Here is a 25,068-nt window from a genome sequence, read left to right as displayed (position 1 = left end):
TCATTCTAAAGGGGGATTCATTTGAAAAAATTTATCGCGTTTCAAATTTTAATCGCATTGGCTATCGGCGCAGTAATCGGCCACTTTTTTCCTGATTTCGGAATGGCGCTCAGGCCTGTCGGTGACGGATTTATCCGCTTGATTAAAATGATTGTCGTGCCGATTGTATTTTCTACCATTGTCATCGGAGCTGCTGGAAGCGGAAGTATGAAAAAGATGGGCAGCCTCGGCGTAAAGACCATTATCTGGTTTGAAGTGATCACCACTTTGGTGCTGGGCCTGGGACTTTTATTGGCAAATGTCTTAAAACCGGGCGTCGGGCTGGATCTTTCTCACTTAGCGAAAAAAGATATTCATGAACTTTCCGGCTATACAGAGAAAGTCGTGGATATCAAACAAATGATCCTTGATATTATCCCGACAAACATCATTGATGTCATGGCCAGAAACGATTTACTCGCTGTCATTTTCTTTGCGATTTTATTCGGTGTCGCCGCCGCTGGCATCGGCAAAGCCTCTGAACCAGTGATGAATTTTTTTGAATCGGTCGCTCAGATTATGTTTAAACTGACGCAAATCGTCATGGTGACCGCTCCCATCGGCGTGCTTGCCCTGATGGCTGCCTCTGTAGGCCAATATGGCATCGAACTCCTCCTCCCCATGTTTAAATTGGTCGGTACTGTTTTTCTTGGTCTGTTTCTGATCCTCTTTGTCCTCTTTCCGCTTGTTGGTCTCATCTTTCACATTAAGTATTTTGAAGTGCTGAAAATGATATGGGATCTGTTTCTGATTGCGTTTTCTACAACCAGCACCGAAACCGTTCTTCCTCAGCTTATGGATCGAATGGAGAAATACGGCTGTCCGAAGCGGGTGGTATCATTTGTCGTTCCCTCCGGCTTATCGCTGAATTGTGACGGATCAAGCCTATACTTATCAGTTTCCTGTATTTTCTTGGCACAGGCCTTCAATGTAGACTTGACGCTGTCACAGCAGCTTCTCATGATGCTTGTGCTTGTCATGACCAGCAAAGGCATCGCCGCTGTTCCGTCGGGCTCCCTTGTCGTTCTTTTGGCGACTGCAAACGCTGTGGGGCTGCCTGCCGAGGGCGTCGCCATTATTGCAGGCGTGGACCGCATCATGGATATGGCCCGAACAGGTGTGAATGTACCGGGACACGCGGTCGCCTGCATCGTGGTTTCTAAATGGGAAAAGGCCTTCCGCCAAAAAGAATGGGCCGCCGCAAACGGACAAACGGAAAGCATGTAAAAAAAGAACACCTCTCTGCATGAGAGGTGTTCTTTCCATATTATTCAGCAGCAGCGTGCTCTTCTTTTTCAATCGCTGCAAGTCTGGCGCTAACTTCTTCCGCCGTCATATTGTGTTCTTGTACATATAAGTTTCTTGGGTGCGTGCGGCATTCGTGGCTGCAGCTGCGCATATATTTGTATTCATTTTCCGGTGTGCATATGATTTTCTTATTGCATGATGGATTTGCACAGTTGACATACCGTTCACACGGTTCACCTGTAAAGTAGTCTTTTCCGACAATGACATGCTCGACACGGTTGACCGGCACGCTGATTCTTTCATCAAATACGTAGCATTGGCCGTCCCAAAGCTTTCCTTGCACCTCAGGATCTTTTCCGTATGTGACGATTCCGCCGTCAAGCTGTGATACGTCTTCAAAGCCTTGCTTCATCAGCCAGCCAGAGAATTTTTCACAGCGCACGCCGCCCGTGCAGTATGTCAAAATCTTTTTGCCTTCAAGCATCTCTTTATTTTCTTCGATCCACTCTGGCAATTCACGGAACGCCTCGATGTCAGGACGGACAGCTCCTCTAAAATGGCCGAGATCATATTCATAATCATTACGCGCATCAAGGACGACTGTATCAGGATCCTGCATCTTTTCAAAGAATTCTTTAGGCTTCAAATGCTTTCCTGTTGTTTCATTCGGATTCACATCATCCTCAAGGCGAAGCGTCACAAGCTCTTTTTTATGACGGACGAACATTTTCTTGAACGCATGATTTTCTTCTTCATCAATCTTGAACACCATATCCGCAAAACGAGGATCAGCTTTCATCGCTTGCATATATTTTTCAGTCTGCTCAAACGTACCGGATACTGTACCGTTAATCCCTTCAGCTGATACAAGAATACGGCCTAACAAACCAAGCTCCTTACAAAAAGCCAGATGCTGCTCTCTAAACACCTCCGGCTCTTCAATCGGAACATATTTATAGTAAAGTAATACTCTGTATTGTTTTTCCATGATATAAACACCCTGTTCAATGATATAGTTAGTTGTTATGCACACTCTTACTATATCATACAGGAAAACACCTCAAAGATGAACACATCCGCCCAGACTGATAAAAATATCCAAACTCTTACAAACCCAGGAGGCGAGCGGGTTCGGGGAAAAACAATAGTATTTTCCATTCATTTACTAATAAAATCACATGTATTTTTCAGATAACTATACTTATCATTCTTCCTCAAACGATAAATTAACAGGCTCATCTAAAAGCTCTCCCGGCATTTCAAGATTTGTTGAAGGAACGCTCTCGTCTACCTCTTCAAAAACAACATGATCCAGCCACACTTGGCCTGGTCCCGATAGCTGAACGCCGAATGAAATGACAGCACTATTTTCAGGAACATCTAAAACAACAGCGTAATGATTCCAATTGGTTGTTCCTGTAATTGGCCTGTTGCTCATATTATCAAATTGAAGAACATCTTCAGCCGCACTGTCAACCCGCATCCAAAGCGACGCGAAATGCTTTACGCCTTTTGTTTTGATAAAACTTGATAGACGCAATCTTTTCCCGAGATAACGATGCGCCTTAAATTGCTGCATCATTGTCGCAAATTCCCCGATGTCATGCACCATTGTTGATTTTAAATACCCCGACGCCTTGCCCTGATGCACATTTTCCCGATCAACCCCCATTTCAAATTGAAATGGATGACTGCCGCTTAATACCCAGCCCTTCATTTTTTTCTCCATCCAAGATTCCTCCTTTTTTTCAGTAAAACGTTTCATAAATGTTCGATATGCTCCCGGCGGCATGTGATACATTTTTTTAAATGCCCGAGTAAACGCCTCTTGAGATTCAAACTGATAATGCAAGGCAATGTCGATAATGCGAACATCTGTATAAAGCAAAGCTGCCGCTGCATTTGCGAGACGTCTCAACCGAATATAAGAAGCAACCGACATGCCAACTTCTTTTTGAAAAATCCGATGAAAATGAAATTTGGAAAAGCCTGAAACACTTACAATATCCTCGTGTGATATTTGTTCATGTAAATGTGATTCAATCCAATCGATTGTTTTCTGGACAGCTTTTTCATAATACATTCACGTTTCAATCTCCTTTCTGTTTTAGACTAATGGATCACAGCTTTCTTGTTTTGATTATTTTTGCGATATGTAAAAATCCCCTGTTACCACAGGGGACATCTCTCACTTGATAATGACTGATGGCGTGATATGCTCCAGCCAAATGACACCGTCATATTGTTCCTTCAGGATCATCTGCTCTTCTTTATCCCCCCAATAGAGTGCTGTCCGCGGGGTGTACATCCACGAAGTGCCCTTCTTGTTTTTTGTATGGAGAAAATCAACAAATACAGCTGGATGGTCCGCAGCTTTCAGCAAAGCTTCAAGACTTCCTGGTGGCGGCGGGCTTGTAACCGGTATAATCGTCTTATTATCGACACTGTCAAGACTCGCACCTGAATACGCATAAATGCCAATCGTATATGTTTGTTTTTTCAGCCGCTCCGGCAAATAATCACCCATGTTAGGGCCGTTTACGTACGTCCAATCTTGTATCATTTTGGTATTCTGTTTGCGAAGATGGTAATTGTGGCCCCAGACGATGATTTTCTGTTTCGGATAAAGGTTATCCGCGACCCACTGAAATTGTTCAGCCATCATGCGATCTCTTAAAATAAACGGGACATCTTCTAATCTCTCCAGTGGTTCTTTTAGATTTTGTTTCATTTCTTGGGGCATATATATTTCCATGACGTCAATTCTCAGCTGAAGAGAATGCATAAAGATCTCATAGGCCTTTGGCTCTTTCGGAAGGTGTGCTTTTAGCGCTGAAGCGTTTTTTTCAGCGAACTTGATAAGCTCCTGATAGTTTTTTACCAGCGCTTCCTTCTTTTTCATAAATTCTGCAAACGTGCTGCTGTCTGTCACCAATTTTGAAAAATCGTTTTCTGATTGGGAAAGCAGCTCCGCTTTTTCCGGGTCCACGGCTTTTACCCATTGATTCGCGGCATCATTGAATGAATTCTTCATGCCTTGAATATCAAAACCGGTAAGAATCAGCGGATGGCCTTTCTCTTTTTGCTCTTTCATATAATCAAACAGCTCAACGACATCTTCTGTGTGCCATACAGCATAAATGGAGTTTTTCATCGTGCTCTTAGGTGTGGATTGGTCCATATTGAGGTAAGAGGCATTAGTATCGGTAAAGGCAGATTCAAAGGCCAACACATCATATCCCAGTTCTTCATGAAGGTATTTGATCATGCGGACCTTGGTGGCGTTGATTTCGCCAGCACCATGTGTGGTTTCTCCTAACTGGACGATTCGTTTTCCTTTCAGCACTTTCTTCAGAAATCGAAGATTTTTGTTTGAAGCATCGGAAGAATCCAGCGGATGGGCATTCCGTTCAATCCAGCGATCCCAATGTTTTTCTTCAGAAGCAGCACGGGCGGGCGCCGCAAAAGAAGAAAACGCCAGACAGACAATCAGCAGCGGCAAAGTCATTTTTACTAACTTATGTTTCAATTCTATCTCTCCTTTTCTGCTAGGTTCTCTAGTAGTTACGAGATAGTTATAGAAAAAGTTTCCTTTTCAGTTATAAAAAAAAAGCTTCTGCTGATAGAAGCCGTTTTTTTTAAGAGCTTTTCATTGCCTGATGAAAATAAAACCGATACGTATTTCTCAAAAACGTTTCAATCGGGAGCTGCACATCCGATTGGTATTTGCTGATGATGAATGGAAACCGCTCCAATCCTTTTTGGCGCAAATCGTTCACTTGCTCTGCATCAGTTGCCGCCTCTTGCAGAACTGTTTCCACAATCGGCCAGCACGCTTCCTGCACCTTGTGAAGAGCCGCTCCATCTCCGGTTTGCTGGTAATGTGTGATCCAGCTGACGATTTGTTTTTCCATCACTCTCACCTTTCTTCAAAAAAAGAGGCGCCGCTTCCATTTGCGAGCTCCTCTTCTTTACTCTCCATAACCTATCAGTTGCCCGACTTGGACTTCTTGGCCTTCTGTTACATCAGCAGACGGCCGGAACGCGTCTTTTTCAAAGATCAAAATGACGGTTGAACCAAATGAAAAGTACCCCAGCTCCTCGCCGATCTTCAATTGATCACCTGTGTTGGTCTGCACGATGGAGTTAATATTCATCGCGCCGACAGGAATCATTAGCACGTTTCGATTGCCGCTATTCAACTCATAAACAACTCGATAATTTTTCGACAGTACATCTTTTCCGTATTTTAATCCTAACTGATTCACCGGGTATGAACGGTTTCCGAGTTCAGCCAGCTTTTGATATGTGCAGCTGATCGGGGAATGAAAACGGTGGTAATGCCGCGGGCTTAAGTACAGCACGACGAAATATCCACCGTTGTATTGATGATCAGCGCTTTTACAGCCGGTCAATTCAGCAAATGAGTAGTCTTTGCCCTTTACCGTAAAGGTTTGATTCGGGTTGATCGTCCCTATCGTCTGAACGACACCGTCAACGGGGCTGACCACAGCATGCGCCTCTTTTGAAACAGGGCGCCGCTCCAAATTAATATTCCGAATAAACAATTCCGAAAGCGAACCGTAATCAGCGGCTGTTCCGTCTACATCATTCCAGTTAATTTGAAAGTGTTTAGAGAAGAGCGGAATGACCGGCCTACTGAATTTCGATTCGCAAAATCCTTTGATCAGGCAGGATGATAATCGATGGTTCGTCAGTTCTATCAATGATCGGTACAGAATCTTTACAGCTGTATTAAACATGAATAACCCCTATAACCCTTCCGATTGTAATAAAAATAAAGCACCACAAAAAGGCGCCGATCGCTGCATACGCAATATACGTTTTCAGCTCCATTTTGCCGATTCCCGAAAAATAACACGTCACATGCCGGACGCCTGGAATAAAATAACCTAATATAAGAGAATACGGTCCGTATTTCTTCATCCATTTTTCTACTTTCAGCATTCTCTTTTCTTTCAAACCGACCCATTTGCCATACTTATCGATAAACGGACGCCCGGCCTTTCTGCCGATCATGTAGCTGATCATCATCCCTAACAGGGCTCCGACAAAGCTGATAAAAATGGCAAGTTCATAATTCAGCACATCAATATGCGTAAAATAACCGACGATTGTCATCATGACTTCGTCGGGTATCGGCAATCCAATAATTCCAAGAACAAGCATCAAAAAAATAGCGAGATAACCATAATCCGCTATCAGCTGCTGCACTAATTCCATCTTTCGGACTCCAGATTTTCTGCTGCGTGTTTTTTAAAATGAGGAAATTTCACTTTGCTCACCATTAAATAAGACAGCGCGCATGTGCCGAGCGCCAGCAAAATCGGGTTATTCACAAAGCATAAAATGACGAGACACATTGCCGCAAATGGAATCGGCATTCCGATAAACGTCGGAAGCTTGCTTTGTTCAACATTAAATTTAGAGAGCCGAAGCATTCCGCAAATACTGTAAGCCAGCGCGCATAGTATCCCGATAAACGGCAGGGCATATAAAGCGACACTGTAGGCGAGCATGGATGGCGCCACGCCAAATGTAACCAGATCGGCAAATGAATCCAGTTCTTTCCCCATATCAGATACAGCATTCAGCTTCCGCGCAGCCATTCCATCGAAGAAATCGAGAAACATGCCGGTAAAAATGAAAATCACTGCTGAATGGATGTTGTGAAATATTAAGGAATGAACCGCCAAAAGCCCGCAAATAAAGTTTCCTATCGTAATCATACTGGGTATATAATTCACAGTGTAAACAAACCTCCAATTGAAAAAACCTTATATCAACACGACGTTGTATATCGAATCAGCGTTACAGGAAAAATCTCTCTATTAAGCATGATATCATAGACTGCCAGAAAAAAAAGCAGCACTCAAATTCTATTATTATACAACATTTGTTACCTTTTGAACAATGAATGCCAGTCTTTTCAATTTATGTGCAAATTTCATTTTCGCCTAAAAATGACAAAACACGTTCATTGACATAATCCGGCTGCTCCAGAGGTAACAGGTGTCCCGCGTTCTTAACCATTTCCGTCTGAATCCCCGTAACCAATACAGAAGCTCTTTCTAAAGCCATTTGCTGATGGTACATCACCTCATGCTCACCGAACATCACCAGCATCGGAACTGTGATCGACTTTAACTCCGCGTCTGTGAACACGTAGGGGAAGCCATTTTCTCTCGGTGTCAGGCTTCTTTTCTCATCCTGCCACTTGACTCCAGCCTTGATCTGCTTTTGCAGCATGGGATGAAGCTGATAGCGGTCAGCTGTCAGCCACTTGATGTAAGCATCAGCCCCGCTCGGCTCACTAAGGCCTGCGGCATATTTATAGACATCCGGATGAAATGATATAAACGCTTCAGCAGGACTCATGACAACCGCTCGTTCCACTCTTTCAGGCATATCAAGCAGAAAGTTCACTGTATGAAGCCCTCCAAGGGAAAATCCGGCCAGATGTGCTGTCTCCAGTCCAAGCGAATCAAAAACATCTTTCAGCCAGTGAGCGCAATCAGCTCTCGTATCCAGAGAGGCTGATGGTATACTTTTATTTTTGTCTCCTATTATATCGACTGCATATGTACGATATTGACCGCTCCACTCGGCGATATTCGGATACCACATGACAGAGCTGAAGAGCCCCCCGTGAAGCAGTACGAGCGAAGGTGCGTCCTTTGGCCCACTTGCCATGATATGTGTTTTTCCGAAACGAGTAGAAACATAGAAAGCTTCCGAATCAATCGGCCACAAAGAAAGGCTTTCATCATAAGCCTGGTAAAAGCATGTACCGCCTTCAGCCGCGGCAAGCTGCATCGAATCCTGTTTCATCTTTTTCTTTTTCCTCCGACTTTCATTTATATATAGAGAAAGGAGACTGCCCTTTCTTGTAAGAAAAAATACCCATTCTTATTATCTCATATAACAATTTTCCAGTATATAGTTTGATCATATACGAAGATCAATAAAAAAAAGACGTTCTTCCTAAACTTGAAGGAAAACCGTCTACTCTTTAAAGACTAATGGAATAACCTTATCTTTTTTGTCCTTTGTTAATGACACTTGATGTGTCACAGACGTTTCATTCTTCGTTAAGGCAATGGAGTATTCGCCCTTTTTCCCGGTATCCCATGTGATGTCTCCGTTTTTGTCTGTCAAACCGAGAATCTCACCGATCTCTGTATTCGGCTCCTGATCTGATGCCGGCGCTTTGACAATCGTCACTTGAACACCTTCCATCGGTAACCCGGCATCGTCTTCCACATGAAGGGTCACAGGGATCGTTGTTTCTTTCTGAGCAGAATCTGAATGCGCCTGAGAGCTGCATCCGCATAAAAACAAAATAGAAATGAAAACGGCCAGTTTGCCGTATTTATTGATTTGCCCAATATTGAATATTGTTGAATACATCATTCGTCACCCTTGTTCCCAAGTTATATGACGATCCTCCGTTGGTATGGATTGCAATGGCCGTCTGCCCCGTATCACTATAATTGCGGTAAACAGGCGAACCGCTTTGGCAGCCGTACGTATCAGTTGTATAGGTCAGCTTATACGTTTCCGCAGAGCGAATCGGCTTTGTATCAGACCACATGGTGCCGAAAGTCTTGTCACACGGATATCCTGTAACTGATGTAGAGAGGCCGACGGGGCTGCTGCTGTTTGTTGTTCTATACCCATACCAGCCAACCGTGTTGCCAGGAGAACCATTTAGTTTAATTGCACCGTAATCATAATTGGTATCTTTGCTTTCCGTCCATCCTTTAACGGAGTAAAACATCGTGCCGGAATAAGTGCCGTATGGATACGATGAACCATTGCGGCCCGGCGCAGCAGTTATTGAAGATGCCCACCCGTGATCCTGGCTGTACACACAATGTCCTGCCGTCACCACAGTATTCGGGTTCACTAAAAAGCCTGTGCATCCATAAGTGCTTGAGGTATTTGGATATTTGATTGATAGCTGAACCGTTGCTCTGTAGGGAAATGACGTAGTGCCTGAGATTCTGACGCGTTCATCAGATCCAATTACACTTGAAGGCTTTAAGGATTTAATGTTTTTTTCTGATTCTATGAGCTTGTGTAATGTTTTGCTTGTTTTTCCGGTTCCTTCATAAGGATCAGAAACCAATTCCGCTTTCGATGTCTGGTTATTGCTGACTTCAGCTTCCTTTCCCGTGTTGGAGACAGAGGTTTGCGGGTTCTCAGCCGCTTCTGCCGGCGTTCCGAAAGATACCGCCGCTGCCGTTGCCAAACACAAAATCGTAAACCCTGCAAAGCATTTTTTTCTGAATCTTGAGACTACTCTCATTTTAGTCATCCCCCTCCTTTTGTGTCAACCAACCTTTTTGTTGGAAGACTTTTACATTATAATCAAGAATTTGATTCTTATGATACAATTTTTGGCGGTGATGAAAAAAAAAACGGGCCATGTATCAAGACAAGGCCCGTCTGTTTCATGTTTATTGAATCGATAGTTGATCCAGCGCTTTCTTCGCGTTCTCTCGCGCTTTTCCAATAGTGTCAGCCGCAGAAAGCGCAACCGCCATACGGCGTCCGACCTTCGTTATCGGCTTTCCAAACACGCGCACTTGTGTCTTTGGCACTGCCAGCGCGTTTTCCAAACCTTCAACAGTGTAATCCGCTGACTCTTCCGGTGCTTTGAGGGGCCGGCTGGCGCCTGGAGAAAGCTGTGTGATTTCTGTAATCGGAAAGCCGAGTATCGCCCGGACATGCAGCGCGAATTCCGACAAATTTTGCGTCACCAGCGTCACAAGACCTGTATCATGCGGTCGAGGAGACACCTCACTGAAATACACCTTGTCTTTCGCAAGGAAAAGCTCAACACCAAACAGACCGTACCCGCCAAGCTCATCCGTAATGGCTTTCGCAATATGCTTCGCCTCTTCAATTTGCTGCTCTGTCATATGATGAGGCTGCCATGATTCGATATAGTCTCCATCCTTTTGCTCATGGCCGATCGGCGCACAAAATACCGTACCGTTCACTGCACGCACAGTTAAGAGTGTAATCTCTGATTCAAACGGGATAAATTCCTCGACGATCACGCGTCCGTTCTTCACTCGTCCGCCTTCCATCGCCGTCTCCCAGCAGCTCTCCAAATCCGCTTCAGAGCGGCATACGCTTTGGCCTTTTCCTGAGGAACTCATCAACGGTTTGACGACACAAGGAAAGCCGATATGAGCTGCCGCCTGTACAAATTCTTCATATGTATTCGCAAATTCATAGCCTGCCGTCGCAAGCCCGAGCGTTTCTGCCGCAAGCCGCCTGATGCCTTCCCGATCCATCGTCAGCTTTGCTGCACGCGCATTTGGGATAACGTGAAATCCTTCCTCTTCAAGCTTCAGCAATTCATCCGTCGCGATTGCCTCAACCTCAGGCACAATCAAATCAGGTTTTTCTTTCTCAATAATGTGTCTGATCTGCTCACGATCCAGCATGTCAGTGACATAGCTTTTATGCGCCACCTGCATCGCCGGAGCATGCTCGTAGCTGTCTACAGCCACCGTCTCTACCCCGAGACGCTGGGCTTCAATCACAACCTCTTTCCCCAGTTCACCTGAGCCTAACAACAAAACCTTCTTTGATTGATACATCTTTGCCCCTCCTATCTGTTCAAAAACCATTATAACTGAAATATTCAAAAAATAAATTTCGTAATAAAAAAGCTAAAATAAGAAAACCCTTATTTTAGCTTATGATTCCAATACATTAATTGCCGCCACAACATCCGCTTCACAAAAAGAACCCATCAAACATAACGATTCTTCCGGCTTGCACGCATGAGCCGCAATGACTTTCTTCGCTTGCTCTTGATCCTTATGGATGCCTAAATCACTCAGTTTCACTGGGAAGCCAAGCTGCTGATAAAACGGAATCAGCTCTTCAATTTCCTGATTTCTCTTCTCAAGCGCAAGCTGAATCAGTATGCCGTACGCCACCTTTTGTCCATGCAGTACATGATGGGTTTCCGGGATAAAACTCAGACCGTTGTGAACCGCATGGGCACCCGCCATCCTGCCGAAGCGTCCGGCATAACCGCCTACAGTTCCTGCCAATGTAATAATGGTTTCTGCTACAGCTGTGAAAGAAGCCGAGGCTTCCCCTCTCTCAAGGCTTTCAACAGCCTTAAGGCTTTCCTGCAGCAAAAGATCACGAATATAGACAGACTGCCTAAGCCCTGCTTCGACCATTAATGAAACAGGCTCCTTCGTATTAATGATAATGGCTTCCGCTTCATACCACTTCGCAAGCGTGTCGCCAATTCCGCTTTTGACATATTCGATAGGAGAAGAAAGCAGCAATAACGGATCAACGAGTGTCAAATAGCTGGAACGTTTATGATAATCGACTCGGATAAAGTTGCCTTCTTGATCATAGATCACGCTCAGCGGCGTGCTTGCCGCGCAAGTTCCAGGGATTGTCGGAACAGTTATGACTTCGATATCCATATGATCTGCAACAGCTTTTGCCGTGTCTAACACTGTTCCGCCGCCAATCCCGATAATGAGATCAGCAGATGCCGCTTGTTCCGCAATCTCCCTTATTGCTTCAGGCGAGCTGTACCCTTTATGCTGAATCACTCTCCACTCTGGCGGAATCGCAGCATACGTTTGAAACGCCTCATACGACTTGATGCCCGTTACAACAACAGGATGCTTCCATTCCTTCACAAATGCCGGCAGCTCTTTTACAATTCCTTGTTTGCATATGTATTGATTCGGACCGCTTCGGACAATATCTTCTGGCTGCATCTCTCATCTCTCCTCCATTTTTTCATCAATCATCTCACTCTCCTTCAAATGGTGTCAATCCGCTTTCCCCGCAAACCACCCGTCAATGGCATAAGCGCTGAAAAATGGAGTAACCCCTGTAATCCTGCCTTATAAAGCGGTTCCTTTGCTATGCGGGAACCGGATGAGTACTGACGCCTATGGAATCCACCCTGGGAAAGGTTAGTGGCAAAAAAATATTCTTCCACGGAACGAATTGACATCTCCATCAATCGAAACCATCAAAAATGGCGCTTCTTTTATTAAACTGTTAATATTCTTTTGATAATTAATGTTGGGCAGTTTATTAGTACTTCACAAAGCTAATGGCGAAACATAGCGTTAGCAGCAGGTAATGTAAATCACCTGCTTTCTCCTTTTCCTGCCGCAACATCATACAAGAAATCCCCAAAAATCATGCTACACTTAACCCAAGACCACCACACCGACAGGAGGCATCCCATGCAAAACGAAACCCGAACACTGCACCTTGATCCGCACCTTAATATAGAAGCCTACCGCTTCAAGGGGATTATGCAAAAATTCCCGAATCACTTTCACGATTATTATGTGATTGGTTTTATTGAAAAAGGGCAGCGGTACCTGGCCTGTCAAAATCAAGAATATATCATCAATCCAGGTGATCTTCTTCTCTTTAACCCCCGTGACACGCACAGCTGTGAGCAGATTGACGGGCGCACGCTCGATTATCGGTGTATCAATGTGATGCCGGATGTCATGAAGAAGGCGGTGGAAGAGATTACCGGCGCCGGGCATCTCCCTTATTTCTCCCACCATGTGTTATTCCGCCATGAGCTGACATCCAGTCTGCAGGAATTGCACATTCTGATTTCCAAGGAAAAGCAGGCTTTGCGCAAGGAGGAGCTGTTTCTTCATTTACTGGAAGAGCTGATCCGCCGTTATTCAGACGTTACGTTCCCCGACAGCATTCCTGAACCATCCGACGAAGTCAAAATGGTTTGCGGATTTCTAGAAGAACATTATGACGAGAACGTCACGCTCAATGATTTGAGTGAACTAACAGGCTGGAGCAAGTATCATTTATTGCGTTCATTTACAAAACAAAAAGGAATTACGCCTAATAGCTACCTGGAGACAATCCGAATTAATCAAGCGAAAAAACTCCTTGAACAAGGGATTAGACCGATTGATGCTGCATTCCAGACAGGATTCAGCGATCAGAGCCATATGACGAAGTTTTTCAAACGACAGGTGGGGCTGACGCCGAAGCAATACATGAAGATTTTCGAAAGGGAGTTTCAAAAATGAGCATTCAACGAGAAACTGCCGGCCATACAGCGGCAATTGTGACCATTTTGATTTGGGGCACGACCTTTGTTTCGACAAAAGTTCTGCTGGCTGACTTTACTCCGATGGAAATATTATTTTATCGGTTTTTGATCGGCTTTATTGCTCTGATCCTTGTACGTCCTAAAATGATCCCGTTCAAAAGCTGGCGGCAGGAGCTGTTGTTCGCCGGAGCAGGTTTATTTGGCGTGACCTTATACTTTCTACTAGAAAATATAGCGCTCACGTATACATACGCATCCAATGTTGGCATGATTGTGTCCATTATTCCGATGATCACTGCGGTTCTGGCTCATTTTCTGCTTGAAGGGGAAAAACTGCGGCTGACGTTTTTCATCGGATTCGCTGCAGCGCTGATCGGGCTTTTATTGATTACTTTCAACGGTAATGTCGTGCTTCACCTGAAGCCGCTCGGGGATATCTTAGCCGCCGCAGCCGCTCTCGTGTTTGGATTTTATTCGATATTTATGAAGAAATTAAGCGCTCACCGTTATCACATTATCGAGCTGACACAAAGAGTATTTTTGTACGGCTTGCTGTTTATGATTCCCGCTTTATTCTTGTTTGACTTCCATCTTGACCCGAGCCGCTTTTCAACCGCTTCAAATGTACTCAACATGCTTTACCTCGGCATTGGCGCTTCCGCCTTATGCTTTGCCACATGGAATTACTCGGTCGGCGTGCTCGGCGCCGTGAAATCCAGCGCTTATATTTACATGGTGCCGGTTATCACAATCATCTCTTCCATCATGATTCTGCAGGAAAAAATGACATGGATTGCTCTTCTGGGAGGGGCGCTTACACTGTTAGGACTCTACATTTCAGAGCTGAAACCGAAAGCGAAGCTGATGAAGAACGGATGTAATATGGATGCTTAACGGCGCAAACACAAACATCTCTAGTCAGTACGCAATGGTTATTTGGAGGTTTATGTAAATCTAACTGCTCAATCGTTAAATATTGAAGTTAAAATCTATAGCCTGATATTCCAGTAGGTGACAATACTACATGGGTCTGTATCATTTCTCATGTAGTGCTTTACTTTTAGGGAGGATTCTGGATGACTCTACATCAACAAACATTTAAAGAAACCATAAAAACAGCCGAAACAATTACACAGTACAAGGAAAATGATAAAGAAATCTTGGCTTTTCTAAACAAACAGGATTCTATCATGCTGAATCAGCTAAAAGTATTATTTAGCGAGCCCCAGCTGACTCTTATACATAGTATAAAAACAGTAATCTACGGCACATTAGTTACTCTATTTTTATATTTTACAACTACTGAATTACCACATGAATGGAGTTTACTTGCCAGACTATTTTTTGTTATTGTCGGTTTTATTTGGCTAGCCTCTTGTTTTAAAAACGCAAAAGCCATTCAAATCTCCCAAAACTTCAAACAAAAAGCCGAAAACACCCGCATTATCGGTATGATCGACTTCGTATTAGAACAAAAATACAAAAAAAGCATCTCTGAATAATCCTCGCCAGAGATGCTTTTTCTCACTTACACCTTCTCCGTCACAGCCTGACTGTCACGATTCATCGCCGCAGGCTCCCTCAGCATCACGTTCATCACGCTTGCAAGCACAAGCATTCCAATCGATAAATAAAAAGCCAGCGTATACTCACCTGTTACGGTATAAATGACGCCGGGCACATATGCTCCGAGGGCAGAGCCGATCTGATGGGCAAGTGACAGCCAGCCGATCATGAGGCCGATCGAGTAATTTTGAAAGTACTGGGTGGCAAGCATTTGCGTCGGCGCTACCGTTGCAAAGTCCACTAATCCAAACAGAACCGCAAAGCCTAAAAGCAGGTAGGGTTCGTGGCTGTAAATCAGAATCACAATCGACAGCGCGCGCACCGCATATAAAAAACAGAGGATTTTCCGGCTGCTCCACCGATCCGCTATGATTCCCGACAGTAAGATACCAGCGATATTAAAACCGGCCAGCAGACTGACAGCGGCGCTCGTAACAGTCGTAGAAAAACCGTGATCATGAGAAAAGGGAATCAAATGGGTATCCATCAGCCCGACGGTCGTAAAGCCGCAGATTAAAAACGGAAGGACCAACAGCCAAAACTGCCTCATACGAAACATCGCGGTTACTGAGCCTGCTTTGGTTTTTGATCCTGATTCTGACTCCTCCTCAGCAGCCCCGCCGATCGGCTCTTCATTTTTTTCTGAAGGATGATTTCGCAGCAATAAAAGGGCTGCCGGAAGGACAACGACCATTAACAGCAACCCCAATACCACAACCGTCAGCTTCCAGCTAAACCAATGGATCAGCATAAGCGAGCCGGGAACCAGCAGCATTTGCCCCGCTCCAAAGCCCGCTTCCATGATTCCAAAGGCAAGGCCGCGCTTTTTGCTGAACCAATTCACCACCAGCACACTTGTTGCTACATTCGACGCTCCGCCAACTCCGAGTGACACCCCCAACCCGTAAAGCAGAAAAAGCTGCCACGGTGAAGTGATAAAACATGTCGAGAAAATGCTGATCCCGGTCAGTAACGTGCTCCATGATAAAACCGCCCGTGCGCCCCATCTGTCCACAAGCCGCCCGACCACAGGCTGGGATATCCCGTAAACGATAAAGCTCAGTGTTGAAATCAGCGAGATGGTGCCCCTATCCAGCGAAAACTCCCGCTCCCAAGGCTCGACAAACGCACCAAACGACAGGCGCACACCTTGTACGGCCAATAAAATCAAAAAGGTGATAAAAACGATGATCCAGGCATAGTGGAGTCTTTTCATGACAGCTCTAAATCCCATCGTTCTTCTGTCAGATGCTGCCCCCATAATAGCGTTTCTTCTTTCACTTCACTCAGTCTGAATCCAAATTTCTCGTAAAGCGGACGGGCTTCAGCCATACTGCTCACTGTCCAAAGAAAAATCCGTTCAAACTTCATCTCTCTGCTATATGTAACGAGATGCTCAAGCAGTTGCGTGCCCAGCCCTCTGCCTCGAAACGCGGCATCAACCAAGAACCATCTCAGCTGCACCGTCTTTTTATCTTGTTTGACCAATCCCACACAGCCTGCAAATTTTCCGCCGCTTTCCGCGATCCATATCTTTTCAATTTCCGCGTCAAATGTCTCATGGAGATAAGCTAAAAATGTATCATCCCAGCCATGAGTCTCTGCATAAAATTGCCTTTGCTTTTCAATGAGAAGGTGAATATCATCCGAAAGATAATAATCTCTTACTGAAATGCCTGATGACCTGGATGAGAGCGACTGAGACAATATGGCTTCAATCTCCTCCATAGCCGTCGCAAGCTTGTGCTGCTCTTCATCATCGATTTCCTTCAGCATCAGCTCAACCTGTTCATTTGCTTTCTTCTCAAGCTTTTTATAAATGGCTTCCCCCGTTTCCGTCACATATATATAATGATGGCGGGCATCGGCTTTGCTCTTCTCTTTATAAATCAAATCTTCTTTTTCAAACTGTTTCAGCATCCTGCTGACGTATCCCCGGTCAAGCCCCAGCTTATCCTGAAGATCTTTCGCCGTACAATTTGGCGTATTGTAAATCTCAAATAAAATCCGTGTCTCCGTTAAGGAAAACGGGCTGTCATAAATGTGTTCGTTAAGGAAGCCAAGAACATTCGTGTAAAACCGATTGAACTTTCTGAATTTTAAGCCTGTTGCTGATTCATTGGTTTTCAAACTTCTCCCCACTTTCTTATATCGTTGATTAAAGCAATTATAATCATATATAGTTGCCATAGTCAACGATATATCAAAAAAGCGGGACGAAATTTCATTTTCCAGATGCCTTCCTCTTTCTCAGCACCATCAATGTAATATATGATAAAATCAGCGAAAACAAGCTATTGACAACGACCCATCCCAAAAAAGATTGATTGAAAACCGTAAACGTAAGCACGAGAGAAATGATCAAACTAACTAACGGCATCATATATACATTTTTACAAACATAAGTCCCGGCGACCGATAACACAATAATTGCTAACGGTAAAATGCCGAATGCGATATCTAATTTATCCACCTGCAACAGCCTCCCCCCCAGATTTTTATGTTATTTGTAAAAAAACATAACTACCAAAAGGATAACATTTACTTTTTTACACAATTTAAAATTACCCGTTTACATTCACTCCAGACTATGATAATTTAAGAAAGCGCTATCATTATAAGTTAATAGCTTGGATGGAGATGAGGAGAGCCAGGAATTCCACCCCTTTTAATAAGGGGGTGTTTTCTGGCTCTTTTTGTTTTTCAGAAAGGAGGGCACGCCACACATCCAACACAAACAGCAAAGGGGATGATTTGATGTTTCACTTATTTAAACCGGCTCCGCACATTGAGAGACTGGATGATTCAAAGACGGATGCGGCTTATAAGCGGCTCAGGCTGCAAGTATTCTTAGGTATTTTTATCGGCTACGCAGGCTATTACCTGCTGCGGAAAAACTTTGCTTTTGCCATTCCTTATCTGCAGGAGCAAGGGTTTTCAAAAACCGAGCTTGGATTGGTGCTGGCCGCCGTATCCATTGCGTACGGCTTTAGCAAATTTATTATGGGCATGGTGTCCGACCGCTGTAATCCGAGGTATTTTCTCGCGACAGGCTTATTTCTATCTGCAATTGTAAATATTCTTTTTGTTTCTATGCCCTGGGTAACTTCGAGCGTCACCATCATGTTTATTTTTATGTTTATCAATGGATGGTTCCAAGGAATGGGCTGGCCTCCATGCGGCAGAACGATGGCCCATTGGTTTTCTATTAGTGAACGCGGCACGAAGATGTCGATTTGGAATGTCGCTCATAACATTGGCGGCGGGATCCTGGCTCCGCTTGTCACTCTTGGAATTGCTATGTTTGTCACTTGGAAAAGCGTGTTTTTCTTCCCTGCCATTATTGCGATTCTGATTTCATTTTTAATTGTCCTTTTGGTGCGGGATACCCCTCAATCTTGCGGGCTTCCGCCAATTGAAGAGTACCGGAACGACTATCCAACACACGCTTTCAAAGATCAAGAAAAAGAATTAACGACAAAAGAAATCCTTTTTAAATATGTACTTAATAATAAGTTTCTTTGGTACATCGCATTTGCAAACGTATTTGTTTACTTTGTGCGGTACGGCGTAGTGGACTGGGCGCCTACTTACTTAACAGAAGCCAAAGGGTTCTCCCCTGAAGACTCCCGGTGGTCGTATTTCCTTTACGAATACGCCGGCATCCCGGGAACGATCCTGTGCGGCTGGATCAGCGACCGCTTCTTTAAGAGCCGCCGCGCACCGGCAGGCGTTCTGTTTATGGCAGGTGTTTTCATTGCCGTATTGGTGTACTGGCTGAATCCGGCCGGCCATCCGCTGGTAGACAACATCGCTCTGATCAGCATCGGCTTCTTAATCTATGGACCTGTGATGCTCATCGGACTGCAAGCCATTGATCTTGCTCCGAAAAAAGCAGCCGGAACTGCAGCTGGTTTGACCGGGTTTTTCGGATACATCGGCGGGTCTGCTTTCGCAAACGCGATTATGGGATTTGTCGTTGACCGATTTGATTGGAACGGCGGCTTCATCATGCTGATCTCATCTTGTATACTGGCCATCGTGTTCTTGGCTTTGACATGGAATACGGGAAAACGGGCGGAGCATGTTTAAGAAAAGATTATAAAAGATTAATATTTTTCCAACATGCCATTTACATCTGTTTTCTAACATAAAAGCTGTTACTGCTTGTTCATAAGGAGGAAGAAAAGATGAGAAAAAATAGATTACTAGCTTTGGTTCTGCTATCTTTTGGTTTGCTGTCGTTTATGGTTACACCAGTTTCAGCAGCCTCAAAAGGAAACCTGCTGTCTCCTGACCGTATCCTGACAGTCGCGCACAGAGGGGCTTCCGGATATGTGCCTGAGCACACGATCCTGTCTTACGAAACCGCTCAGAAAATGAAAGCCGATTATATTGAGTTGGATTTACAGATGACAAAAGACGGGCAACTCATTGTTATGCACGATGAAAAACTGGACCGCACCACAAACGGCACGGGCTGGGTGAAGGATCATACGCTCGCGGAGATTAAGAAACTTGATGCTGGCTCTTGGTTTAATGAAGCTTACCCGGCAAAAGCGAAGCCGCAGTACGCCGGCCTTAAAGTTCCTACATTAGAAGAGGTATTAAACCGTTTTGGCAAACATGCGAACTATTACATTGAAACAAAATCGCCTGACACCTATCCAGGCATGGAGGAAAAACTGATCGCTTCCTTACAGAAGCATAAACTGCTAAGCAAGCATTCAAAGCGCGGCCAAGTGATCATCCAATCGTTCAGCAAAGAAAGCCTGTTAAAAATTCATCAATTACAGCCTAACCTGCCGACTGTTCAATTGATGGAAGCAAAGCAAATAGCTTCAATGACAGATGCTGATTTGGAAGAAATCAAAACCTACGCTGTCGGCGCAGGTCCGGATTATAAAGCGTTGAATGCAGAAAATGTCCGCATGATCCGCAGCCACGGTCTGCTTTTGCATCCTTACACTGTCAATACAGAAACAGATATGCGCCCCCTGCTGGACTGGGGAGTGACAGGAGTGTTCACCAACTATCCTGACCTTTTCCACAAAGTAAAAAAGGGTTATTAAAAGAAAAAACCTTGCGCCCACAGCGCAAGGTTTTCTTTTATTCTTTTCCCGCAGCAGCTTCTGACTGTGCGCTTATCAGCTGGCTATTAATCTCCTTCGCATCTTTCAAATACTCTGTCTTGAATCCGCTCTTCAGCGCCCACACATAGAAACCGAGCGATACAAAGGCAATCAAGGTCATATCCCAGCCATACGTAATGACGTTCAGACCGCCGAATTTGTCACTGCCCAAATAGGAAATCATCATCATGACAAGCAGGTAAAACACCATCCATATGCCACCTTTAACGTTTTGGCCAAATCCTTTCCATTTCGCCTTGGCCTGGTAATAGAAATAAATCGGAAGTCCGATCAAAATAATAAACAGAACCTGCCCTGTTAACGGCCAGCGCGCCCAATACAGCACGAGCGACGCAAAGATAAATCCAAGCGGCGCAATCACGCTTAAGCCTTTTAATCGAAGAGGCCTGTACAAATCCTTCCCTGTCCGTCTCAATGTCATCACTGTAACCGGGCCTGTGATATAAGAAATTAACGTGGCTACAGAAATAATTTCCGCTAACACACCCCACCCTCTGAACAGGAACAAAAAGATAAACGAAACAATCAAGTTAAAAAACATCGCTTGGCGCGGAACTCCGTAAATCGGATGAAGCTTGCCAAACACGCCCGGCATGTATTTGTTCTTCTCCATTCCGTAAATCATGCGGGAAGTCGTCGCCGTATACGTAATACCTGTTCCGGAAGGTGACACAAAAGCATCCGCATATAATACGATGACAAGCCAGTTAATATTTAATGCAATCGCCAAATCAGCAAAAGGAGAATTAAAATTAAGATGGCTCCAGCCGTGAGCGATATCAGACGGATTCACCGCTCCGATGAAAGCAATCTGCAGCAGCACATAAATGACTGTCGCAACTAACAGAGAACCGACAACCGCAATCGGGATCGATTTCCCGGGATTTTTGGCTTCTCCCGCCATATTGATCGGGCTTTGAAATCCGTTAAACGCAAACACGATACCTGAAGTCGCAACCGCAGTCAGAACACTTGCCCAGCCATTCGGTGCAATGCTTTGGCCCGCTGTAAAGTTTTCTCCATGAAATCCGACAAAGAGCAAAGCGCCAATTGTCAGTCCTGGAATAATGATTTTAAAAATCGTAATTAATGAATTCGCTTTCGAAAACAAATTGACTGTCCAGTAGTTCAGCAGAAAATAAATCAGAAGCAAAACAGAAGCGAACACCAATCCTTCTCCTGTCAGCGTTCCGTTTTTCACCAAACCGCTTGTCCATTTCGCCCATTCCCATGGCCACGAACTCATATATTGAACAGAGGCCACAGCTTCAACAGGAATAACGGATACAATTGCAATCCAGTTGGCCCACCCTGCAATAAATCCGATAAACGAACCGTGTGAATATTGCGTATATTTCACCATTCCCCCTGCCTCAGGGAACATAGAACCTAATTCACTGTAAGAAAGAGCAATAAATAAAATAACGATCATGCCAATAACCCATGAAATAATGGCAGCAGGCCCCGCAATTTGGGCAGCGCGCCACGCCCCAAATAACCAGCCTGACCCGATCATCGACCCGAGCCCGACCATCATAAGGGCAAACGTTCCCATTCTTCGATGTAACTGATTCATATCGTAAACACCTTTCATGTATGATGACATTCTGTTGCTAAGTTATATTATTATTCTGATTACTTTACTTTGTCAATATTTATCGAATGATAGCTAAAATAATAAAAAATCAATGGATCTCGCCTTCCAATATAGGAATTTAGTCACTAGCTTCACCCAAAATAGAATTTACTGTAAAACAATTGATAAAATACACAGAGGTTTAGCCTTAAGCAGAACGGGAATGATACAGGAAACATTATTTTTAAAATAGAAAGGAGTTATTACCATGAAACAAAAGCTGTTACTTTCCGGTCTCGCTGTTTCAACTGTCGGCATCACTTCTTATCTATTAAAAGACCCGTCAAACCGCCAAAAGGCAAGAGAATTCATTCACAGCATGAAAATGAAGATAACAAAACAACCAGATATGGAAACGTTCCCAGTCGATAAAGCCGGTCACCCGCACCCGCATGACATTGAGGACAACAAAATGGTATCCGAAGGCTCCATGTATCCTGTTCAATACTACGATGAAAAAAAGAAGTAATCAAAAAGCTCTCTTCGAAAAAGAAGAGAGCTTTTATATTTATCTTTTCCGTCTAATGCTGCTCATCACAAAACCGCTTTCAGGCAATGACGGCATTCTGGCAAGACTGTAATGCAGCGATTGTTTTGGCACGTCATATTCAACCTGATTCACGAGAAAATCCAGGCTCGCTTTCATCACTTCAATGGTAATCCCTTCCCCCGGACAGCGATGGCCCTTCTCCGCGTTGCCCCCGCCTTGAGGGATGAAATCAAACGGATTGTCCTCCCGCTCTTTAAATCGCTCAGGCCGGAACTCATCAGGCTTGTCCCACATACGGGGATCATGATTGGTTCCATACACATCAAGCAGCACTGATGAACCTTTTTTAAACTCGCAGTCATTCCATATAAAATCCTTTTTGACAACCGCTCCTAAAAACGGCCCAAAGGGATAAAATCTGCGCACCTCCTGCACAAACATTTCTCTTTCCTGATTGCCTCCAGAACGAAGCCATTCCTTATACTTCGGGTGTTCATGCAGCGCCAACGCTGAAAACGAAATAAAGTAAGCTATCGCTATAATCGGACGCAGCACATTAATGAGCTCGATGGCTGCCATGCGGGCATCAAGCCGGCTCCCATTCTCTTGCGTATAAAAAGCCATTTCATGCAGCGCTGATCCATTTTCTGTTTTCAGCCTGCCGCCGCGCACCTCTTCAATCATTTTTTCAATCCACTCTTCTGTTCGGGGTCTTGCTCTTCTTCCCTTCCAATGCCGCGGTCCCACAGCACCGAACGCGTCTACCATGTCGATGAAATCGTCCGCTCTCTCTTTCACTTCCGTTTCCTTCAGCGGAACACCCGCCCAATAGCAAGCCACCCGGCATAAGATTTCTTTTGCTTCATCAAACAACACAACCTGATCCGCCATTTCCCATCTTGTAACAGCCGCTTCCCACTGCTCTGTCATCAGCTCAGCCAGCCGTTTTTGATGGGGCGGTGTCATTAATGACAGAAAAAGCAGCTTCCGATGAATATGAGCGTCGCCATCCATTGTCTGGATTGCATTGACGCCAAACAGCGATTTCTGCACTCGTTTCGGGAGAGCACCCTGCCGCTGAAATCGTTCTGTATCATAAAATACCTTCGCAGCCTCCGCGCCGCTCATACAAATAAATGTTTTTCCAAGCAAGCGTGCTTGGAAAAAGTCCGAATGGTAATGCTCTTTTCTATTCTTTATAAACAAATATCCTTCCCGCATCAAAGCCACACTGTTATCGAGGCTTTTGTCATGTGGAATCTGCTCATTCATCCCGCAACCCTGCCTTCCTTTTTTACTTCTGTTTTCACGTTATCTCACGAAGATAAACCCCATTACAGTATTTGCTTCCAAGCATTTTTTCATTACTTTTAAAGGTAGAAAAGCAGAAATGGAGAAAAGATAGATGATCAAAACAAAGGGGAGATCAAAATGAAGAAATGGATATATGCTTTTCTTGTGCTGGTCATTGCCGTGACAGGAGGTTTGTCCGTTCATGCAAAAGCGCCCTCCAATGAAACAAAAAAGCACCTGAATGTCAGCCGGATGAATGTGGATAAGGAGTTCAAGGATACTAACGGAACCTTCATCCTTCATGATCTAGAAAAGGATAAGACATTTGTCTACAACAAGGAACGGGCCAACAAAAGACAAACTCCGCAATCTACCTTTAAAGTGACCAATGCCTTAATCGGCTTGCAGGTAAAAGCCGTCCGGGATGAATACGATGTCAAACGCTGGGATGGCGTCAAACGCGAATTCGAATCATGGAACCGCGACCATACACTTGGCTCAGCCATGCGGGAATCTGCCATCTGGTATTACCAGGCATTAGCGAGGGACATCGGCGAGGAAAGAATGAAAACATGGCTTCATACCCTGTCATACGGAAACGAAGATATCAGCGGCGGAATCGACCAGTTTTGGCTGCAAAGCTCTCTGACAATCTCTCCGTTGGAACAAGAAGCCTTTATGGAGAAGCTTTACAAAGAGAAGCTCCCGTTTGACAAAACGGTCATGAAAACGGTCAAACGCATGATGATTCAAGAAGAAGGAAATCATTATACGCTTTACGGCAAAACCGGAACCCGCCTGACAGACATGGGATTAGGGTGGTTTGTCGGATTCATCAAAACAGAGCACGGCTCCTATACGTTTGTCACCAATGTTGATGACTCCGGTACAACAGCCAAAAACATCACAATTGATATTCTAAAAAAATATGGCCTGATCACTTCATAAATGAATGAGCCCTGCAAACGTACAGGGCTCTTAAATGTCATGCTCAAAGCAATAATGATTCACAAGCTCTTCAATCAAATCATGATCCGGGTAATCCCCGTTAAACTCAAATTCAATTTCTTCAACAAATTCTCCATGATGATACACGTGGATCGCCCCATTTTGCCGGACGACACTAAACTCCGGCTGAAACGTATAACCGCTTCGTTCAATCGCACCCAATTTCATTCCCGCCTTTCTCAAAGCAGTAATTCATACACCTCATTTAATTCCTTGGCCCGTTTTTGATCCTGTTCGTCTTGGGCATACTTAATTTCCTTTTCCAGCACCTGATTCAAATATGACATCTCATCGTCATCCAAATCCTTTACAAACTCCTCTTCATTGGCATACCGCTTCGCCAGCATCTTCTTGCAAATCCGCAGACAGACTTCGTTTTCAAGATGATTTGAAAGTGACTCGCGCAAATAACCGAGTGTAACATCCATAGTATAAGCACCTTTCCTTTTCGTTCTTTATCCTATAGGTTGCTGAAATGAGAAAAATCCATACGCAAAAAATGAAAAAA

Annotated in this window: 27 protein-coding genes and 1 pseudogene; 9 read left to right on the top strand and 19 right to left on the bottom strand. The window is 44.4% G+C overall.

Features of this window, described 5'->3' with window-relative positions:
* The first annotated feature begins 21 nt into the window (after positions 1 to 21).
* Complete coding sequence (gltP, locus tag P3L57_RS01390) at positions 22 to 1,266, top strand: glutamate-aspartate/proton symporter GltP (RefSeq protein WP_069487440.1); 1,245 nt, start codon at positions 22 to 24, stop codon at positions 1,264 to 1,266.
* Between the two features lie 40 nt (positions 1,267 to 1,306).
* Here the strand turns inward: gltP and trhO are convergent, their stop codons facing one another.
* From trhO to P3L57_RS01330, 12 genes are all read right to left on the bottom strand, one after another.
* On the bottom strand, positions 1,307 to 2,275 hold the full coding sequence (gene trhO, locus P3L57_RS01385; RefSeq protein ID WP_059292051.1) for an oxygen-dependent tRNA uridine(34) hydroxylase TrhO: 969 nt from the start codon (positions 2,273 to 2,275) through the stop codon (positions 1,307 to 1,309).
* 216 nt (positions 2,276 to 2,491) lie between these two features.
* Positions 2,492 to 3,370 carry a helix-turn-helix transcriptional regulator gene (locus tag P3L57_RS01380; protein WP_069487439.1) on the bottom strand — a complete coding sequence of 293 codons (879 nt, stop codon included), beginning with the start codon at positions 3,368 to 3,370 and terminating at the stop codon, positions 2,492 to 2,494.
* A 105-nt stretch (positions 3,371 to 3,475) separates the two neighbouring features.
* Positions 3,476 to 4,795 (bottom strand): erythromycin esterase family protein, encoded by a 1,320-nt coding sequence (locus tag P3L57_RS01375; RefSeq protein WP_406795236.1) that lies wholly within the window; start codon positions 4,793 to 4,795, stop codon positions 3,476 to 3,478.
* A 130-nt stretch (positions 4,796 to 4,925) separates the two neighbouring features.
* Positions 4,926 to 5,201: a hypothetical protein gene (locus P3L57_RS01370; RefSeq protein WP_069487437.1), complete on the bottom strand. Its 276-nt coding sequence runs from the start codon at positions 5,199 to 5,201 to the stop codon at positions 4,926 to 4,928.
* Positions 5,202 to 5,258: 57 nt separating this feature from the next.
* Positions 5,259 to 6,050 carry a phosphatidylserine decarboxylase gene (locus P3L57_RS01365; RefSeq protein WP_069487436.1) on the bottom strand — a complete coding sequence of 264 codons (792 nt, stop codon included), beginning with the start codon at positions 6,048 to 6,050 and terminating at the stop codon, positions 5,259 to 5,261.
* Positions 6,043 to 6,531 (bottom strand): DedA family protein, encoded by a 489-nt coding sequence (locus P3L57_RS01360; RefSeq protein ID WP_044162116.1) that lies wholly within the window; start codon positions 6,529 to 6,531, stop codon positions 6,043 to 6,045. Before P3L57_RS01360 ends, P3L57_RS01365 begins: the two co-directional genes overlap by 8 nt.
* Positions 6,522 to 7,055, bottom strand: a complete 534-nt coding sequence (pssA, locus tag P3L57_RS01355) for a CDP-diacylglycerol--serine O-phosphatidyltransferase (RefSeq protein ID WP_044162117.1) — start codon at positions 7,053 to 7,055, stop codon at positions 6,522 to 6,524. The genes P3L57_RS01360 and pssA overlap by 10 nt, the downstream gene beginning before the upstream one ends.
* A 187-nt stretch (positions 7,056 to 7,242) precedes the next feature.
* Positions 7,243 to 8,139, bottom strand: coding sequence for an enantioselective carboxylesterase CesB (cesB, locus tag P3L57_RS01350; protein ID WP_069487435.1), 897 nt, complete (start codon positions 8,137 to 8,139; stop codon positions 7,243 to 7,245).
* Positions 8,140 to 8,313: 174 nt separating this feature from the next.
* Positions 8,314 to 8,718 carry a DUF2606 family protein gene (locus P3L57_RS01345; protein WP_044162119.1) on the bottom strand — a complete coding sequence of 135 codons (405 nt, stop codon included), beginning with the start codon at positions 8,716 to 8,718 and terminating at the stop codon, positions 8,314 to 8,316.
* Positions 8,681 to 9,619 carry a trypsin-like serine peptidase gene (locus P3L57_RS01340; RefSeq protein WP_044162120.1) on the bottom strand — a complete coding sequence of 313 codons (939 nt, stop codon included), beginning with the start codon at positions 9,617 to 9,619 and terminating at the stop codon, positions 8,681 to 8,683. Before P3L57_RS01340 ends, P3L57_RS01345 begins: the two co-directional genes overlap by 38 nt.
* 151 nt (positions 9,620 to 9,770) lie before the next feature.
* A complete protein-coding gene (gene purT / locus P3L57_RS01335; RefSeq protein WP_059334404.1) occupies positions 9,771 to 10,925 on the bottom strand; it encodes a phosphoribosylglycinamide formyltransferase 2 in 1,155 nt (384 codons plus the stop codon).
* A 99-nt stretch (positions 10,926 to 11,024) separates the two neighbouring features.
* Positions 11,025 to 12,083: an iron-containing alcohol dehydrogenase family protein gene (locus P3L57_RS01330; protein ID WP_069487434.1), complete on the bottom strand. Its 1,059-nt coding sequence runs from the start codon at positions 12,081 to 12,083 to the stop codon at positions 11,025 to 11,027.
* A 480-nt stretch (positions 12,084 to 12,563) separates the two neighbouring features.
* On the opposite strand from P3L57_RS01330, the gene P3L57_RS01325 reads away from it, so the two are divergent.
* The 4 genes and pseudogenes from P3L57_RS01325 to P3L57_RS01315 all read left to right on the top strand — a co-directional run bounded on the left by P3L57_RS01325 (position 12,564) and on the right by P3L57_RS01315 (position 14,916).
* A complete protein-coding gene (locus P3L57_RS01325) occupies positions 12,564 to 13,391 on the top strand; it encodes an AraC family ligand binding domain-containing protein (RefSeq protein WP_059292060.1) in 828 nt (275 codons plus the stop codon).
* Positions 13,388 to 14,308 (top strand): DMT family transporter, encoded by a 921-nt coding sequence (locus tag P3L57_RS01320; RefSeq protein ID WP_069487433.1) that lies wholly within the window; start codon positions 13,388 to 13,390, stop codon positions 14,306 to 14,308. Before P3L57_RS01325 ends, P3L57_RS01320 begins: the two co-directional genes overlap by 4 nt.
* 24 nt (positions 14,309 to 14,332) lie before the next feature.
* A pseudogene (locus P3L57_RS20685) lies at positions 14,333 to 14,439 on the top strand (hypothetical protein); the annotation flags it as partial.
* A 51-nt stretch (positions 14,440 to 14,490) separates the two neighbouring features.
* Positions 14,491 to 14,916: a hypothetical protein gene (locus tag P3L57_RS01315; RefSeq protein WP_069487432.1), complete on the top strand. Its 426-nt coding sequence runs from the start codon at positions 14,491 to 14,493 to the stop codon at positions 14,914 to 14,916.
* A gap of 26 nt (positions 14,917 to 14,942) precedes the next feature.
* On the opposite strand, the gene P3L57_RS01310 is transcribed toward P3L57_RS01315, so the two are convergent.
* The 3 genes from P3L57_RS01310 to P3L57_RS01300 form a co-directional block, all read right to left on the bottom strand.
* Positions 14,943 to 16,196, bottom strand: a complete 1,254-nt coding sequence (locus tag P3L57_RS01310; RefSeq protein ID WP_069487572.1) for an MFS transporter — start codon at positions 16,194 to 16,196, stop codon at positions 14,943 to 14,945.
* On the bottom strand, positions 16,193 to 17,110 hold the full coding sequence (locus P3L57_RS01305; protein WP_044162125.1) for a bifunctional helix-turn-helix transcriptional regulator/GNAT family N-acetyltransferase: 918 nt from the start codon (positions 17,108 to 17,110) through the stop codon (positions 16,193 to 16,195). Before P3L57_RS01305 ends, P3L57_RS01310 begins: the two co-directional genes overlap by 4 nt.
* Positions 17,111 to 17,204: 94 nt before the next feature.
* Positions 17,205 to 17,453: a YbeF family protein gene (locus P3L57_RS01300; protein ID WP_069487431.1), complete on the bottom strand. Its 249-nt coding sequence runs from the start codon at positions 17,451 to 17,453 to the stop codon at positions 17,205 to 17,207.
* Positions 17,454 to 17,737: 284 nt separating this feature from the next.
* On the opposite strand from P3L57_RS01300, the gene glpT reads away from it, so the two are divergent.
* Positions 17,738 to 19,072: a glycerol-3-phosphate transporter gene (gene glpT / locus P3L57_RS01295; RefSeq protein ID WP_044162126.1), complete on the top strand. Its 1,335-nt coding sequence runs from the start codon at positions 17,738 to 17,740 to the stop codon at positions 19,070 to 19,072.
* Between the two features lie 98 nt (positions 19,073 to 19,170).
* Positions 19,171 to 20,052 carry a glycerophosphodiester phosphodiesterase gene (locus tag P3L57_RS01290; protein WP_069487430.1) on the top strand — a complete coding sequence of 294 codons (882 nt, stop codon included), beginning with the start codon at positions 19,171 to 19,173 and terminating at the stop codon, positions 20,050 to 20,052.
* Between the two features lie 37 nt (positions 20,053 to 20,089).
* On the opposite strand, the gene P3L57_RS01285 is transcribed toward P3L57_RS01290, so the two are convergent.
* Positions 20,090 to 21,709, bottom strand: coding sequence for a glutamate/serine transporter AimA (locus tag P3L57_RS01285; protein ID WP_069487429.1), 1,620 nt, complete (start codon positions 21,707 to 21,709; stop codon positions 20,090 to 20,092).
* A 268-nt stretch (positions 21,710 to 21,977) separates the two neighbouring features.
* On the opposite strand from P3L57_RS01285, the gene P3L57_RS01280 reads away from it, so the two are divergent.
* Entirely contained in the window at positions 21,978 to 22,238 is a 261-nt protein-coding gene (locus P3L57_RS01280) for a hypothetical protein (RefSeq protein WP_024120051.1), read from the top strand.
* Positions 22,239 to 22,277: 39 nt separating this feature from the next.
* Here P3L57_RS01280 and cypC read toward each other — a convergent pair whose 3' ends face one another.
* Positions 22,278 to 23,531 (bottom strand): CYP152 family fatty-acid peroxygenase CypC, encoded by a 1,254-nt coding sequence (cypC, locus tag P3L57_RS01275; RefSeq protein WP_069487428.1) that lies wholly within the window; start codon positions 23,529 to 23,531, stop codon positions 22,278 to 22,280.
* Between the two features lie 159 nt (positions 23,532 to 23,690).
* Here cypC and blaOXA point away from each other — a divergent pair, with 159 nt between their 5' ends.
* Positions 23,691 to 24,500: a class D beta-lactamase gene (blaOXA, locus tag P3L57_RS01270; protein ID WP_059353016.1), complete on the top strand. Its 810-nt coding sequence runs from the start codon at positions 23,691 to 23,693 to the stop codon at positions 24,498 to 24,500.
* Between the two features lie 30 nt (positions 24,501 to 24,530).
* On the opposite strand, the gene P3L57_RS01265 is transcribed toward blaOXA, so the two are convergent.
* Together P3L57_RS01265 and P3L57_RS01260 are read right to left on the bottom strand one after the other, a co-directional pair.
* Complete coding sequence (locus P3L57_RS01265) at positions 24,531 to 24,722, bottom strand: DUF5370 family protein (RefSeq protein ID WP_044162226.1); 192 nt, start codon at positions 24,720 to 24,722, stop codon at positions 24,531 to 24,533.
* A gap of 17 nt (positions 24,723 to 24,739) precedes the next feature.
* Positions 24,740 to 24,988 (bottom strand): sigma-G-dependent sporulation-specific acid-soluble spore protein CsgA, encoded by a 249-nt coding sequence (locus P3L57_RS01260; RefSeq protein WP_010332841.1) that lies wholly within the window; start codon positions 24,986 to 24,988, stop codon positions 24,740 to 24,742.
* Positions 24,989 to 25,068 lie beyond the last annotated feature (80 nt).

The organism is Bacillus sp. B28 (genome assembly GCF_029536185.1).
Taxonomy (GTDB): Bacteria; Bacillota; Bacilli; order Bacillales; family Bacillaceae; genus Bacillus; species Bacillus halotolerans.
This window is presented reverse-complemented; position numbering and strand designations above follow the sequence as displayed.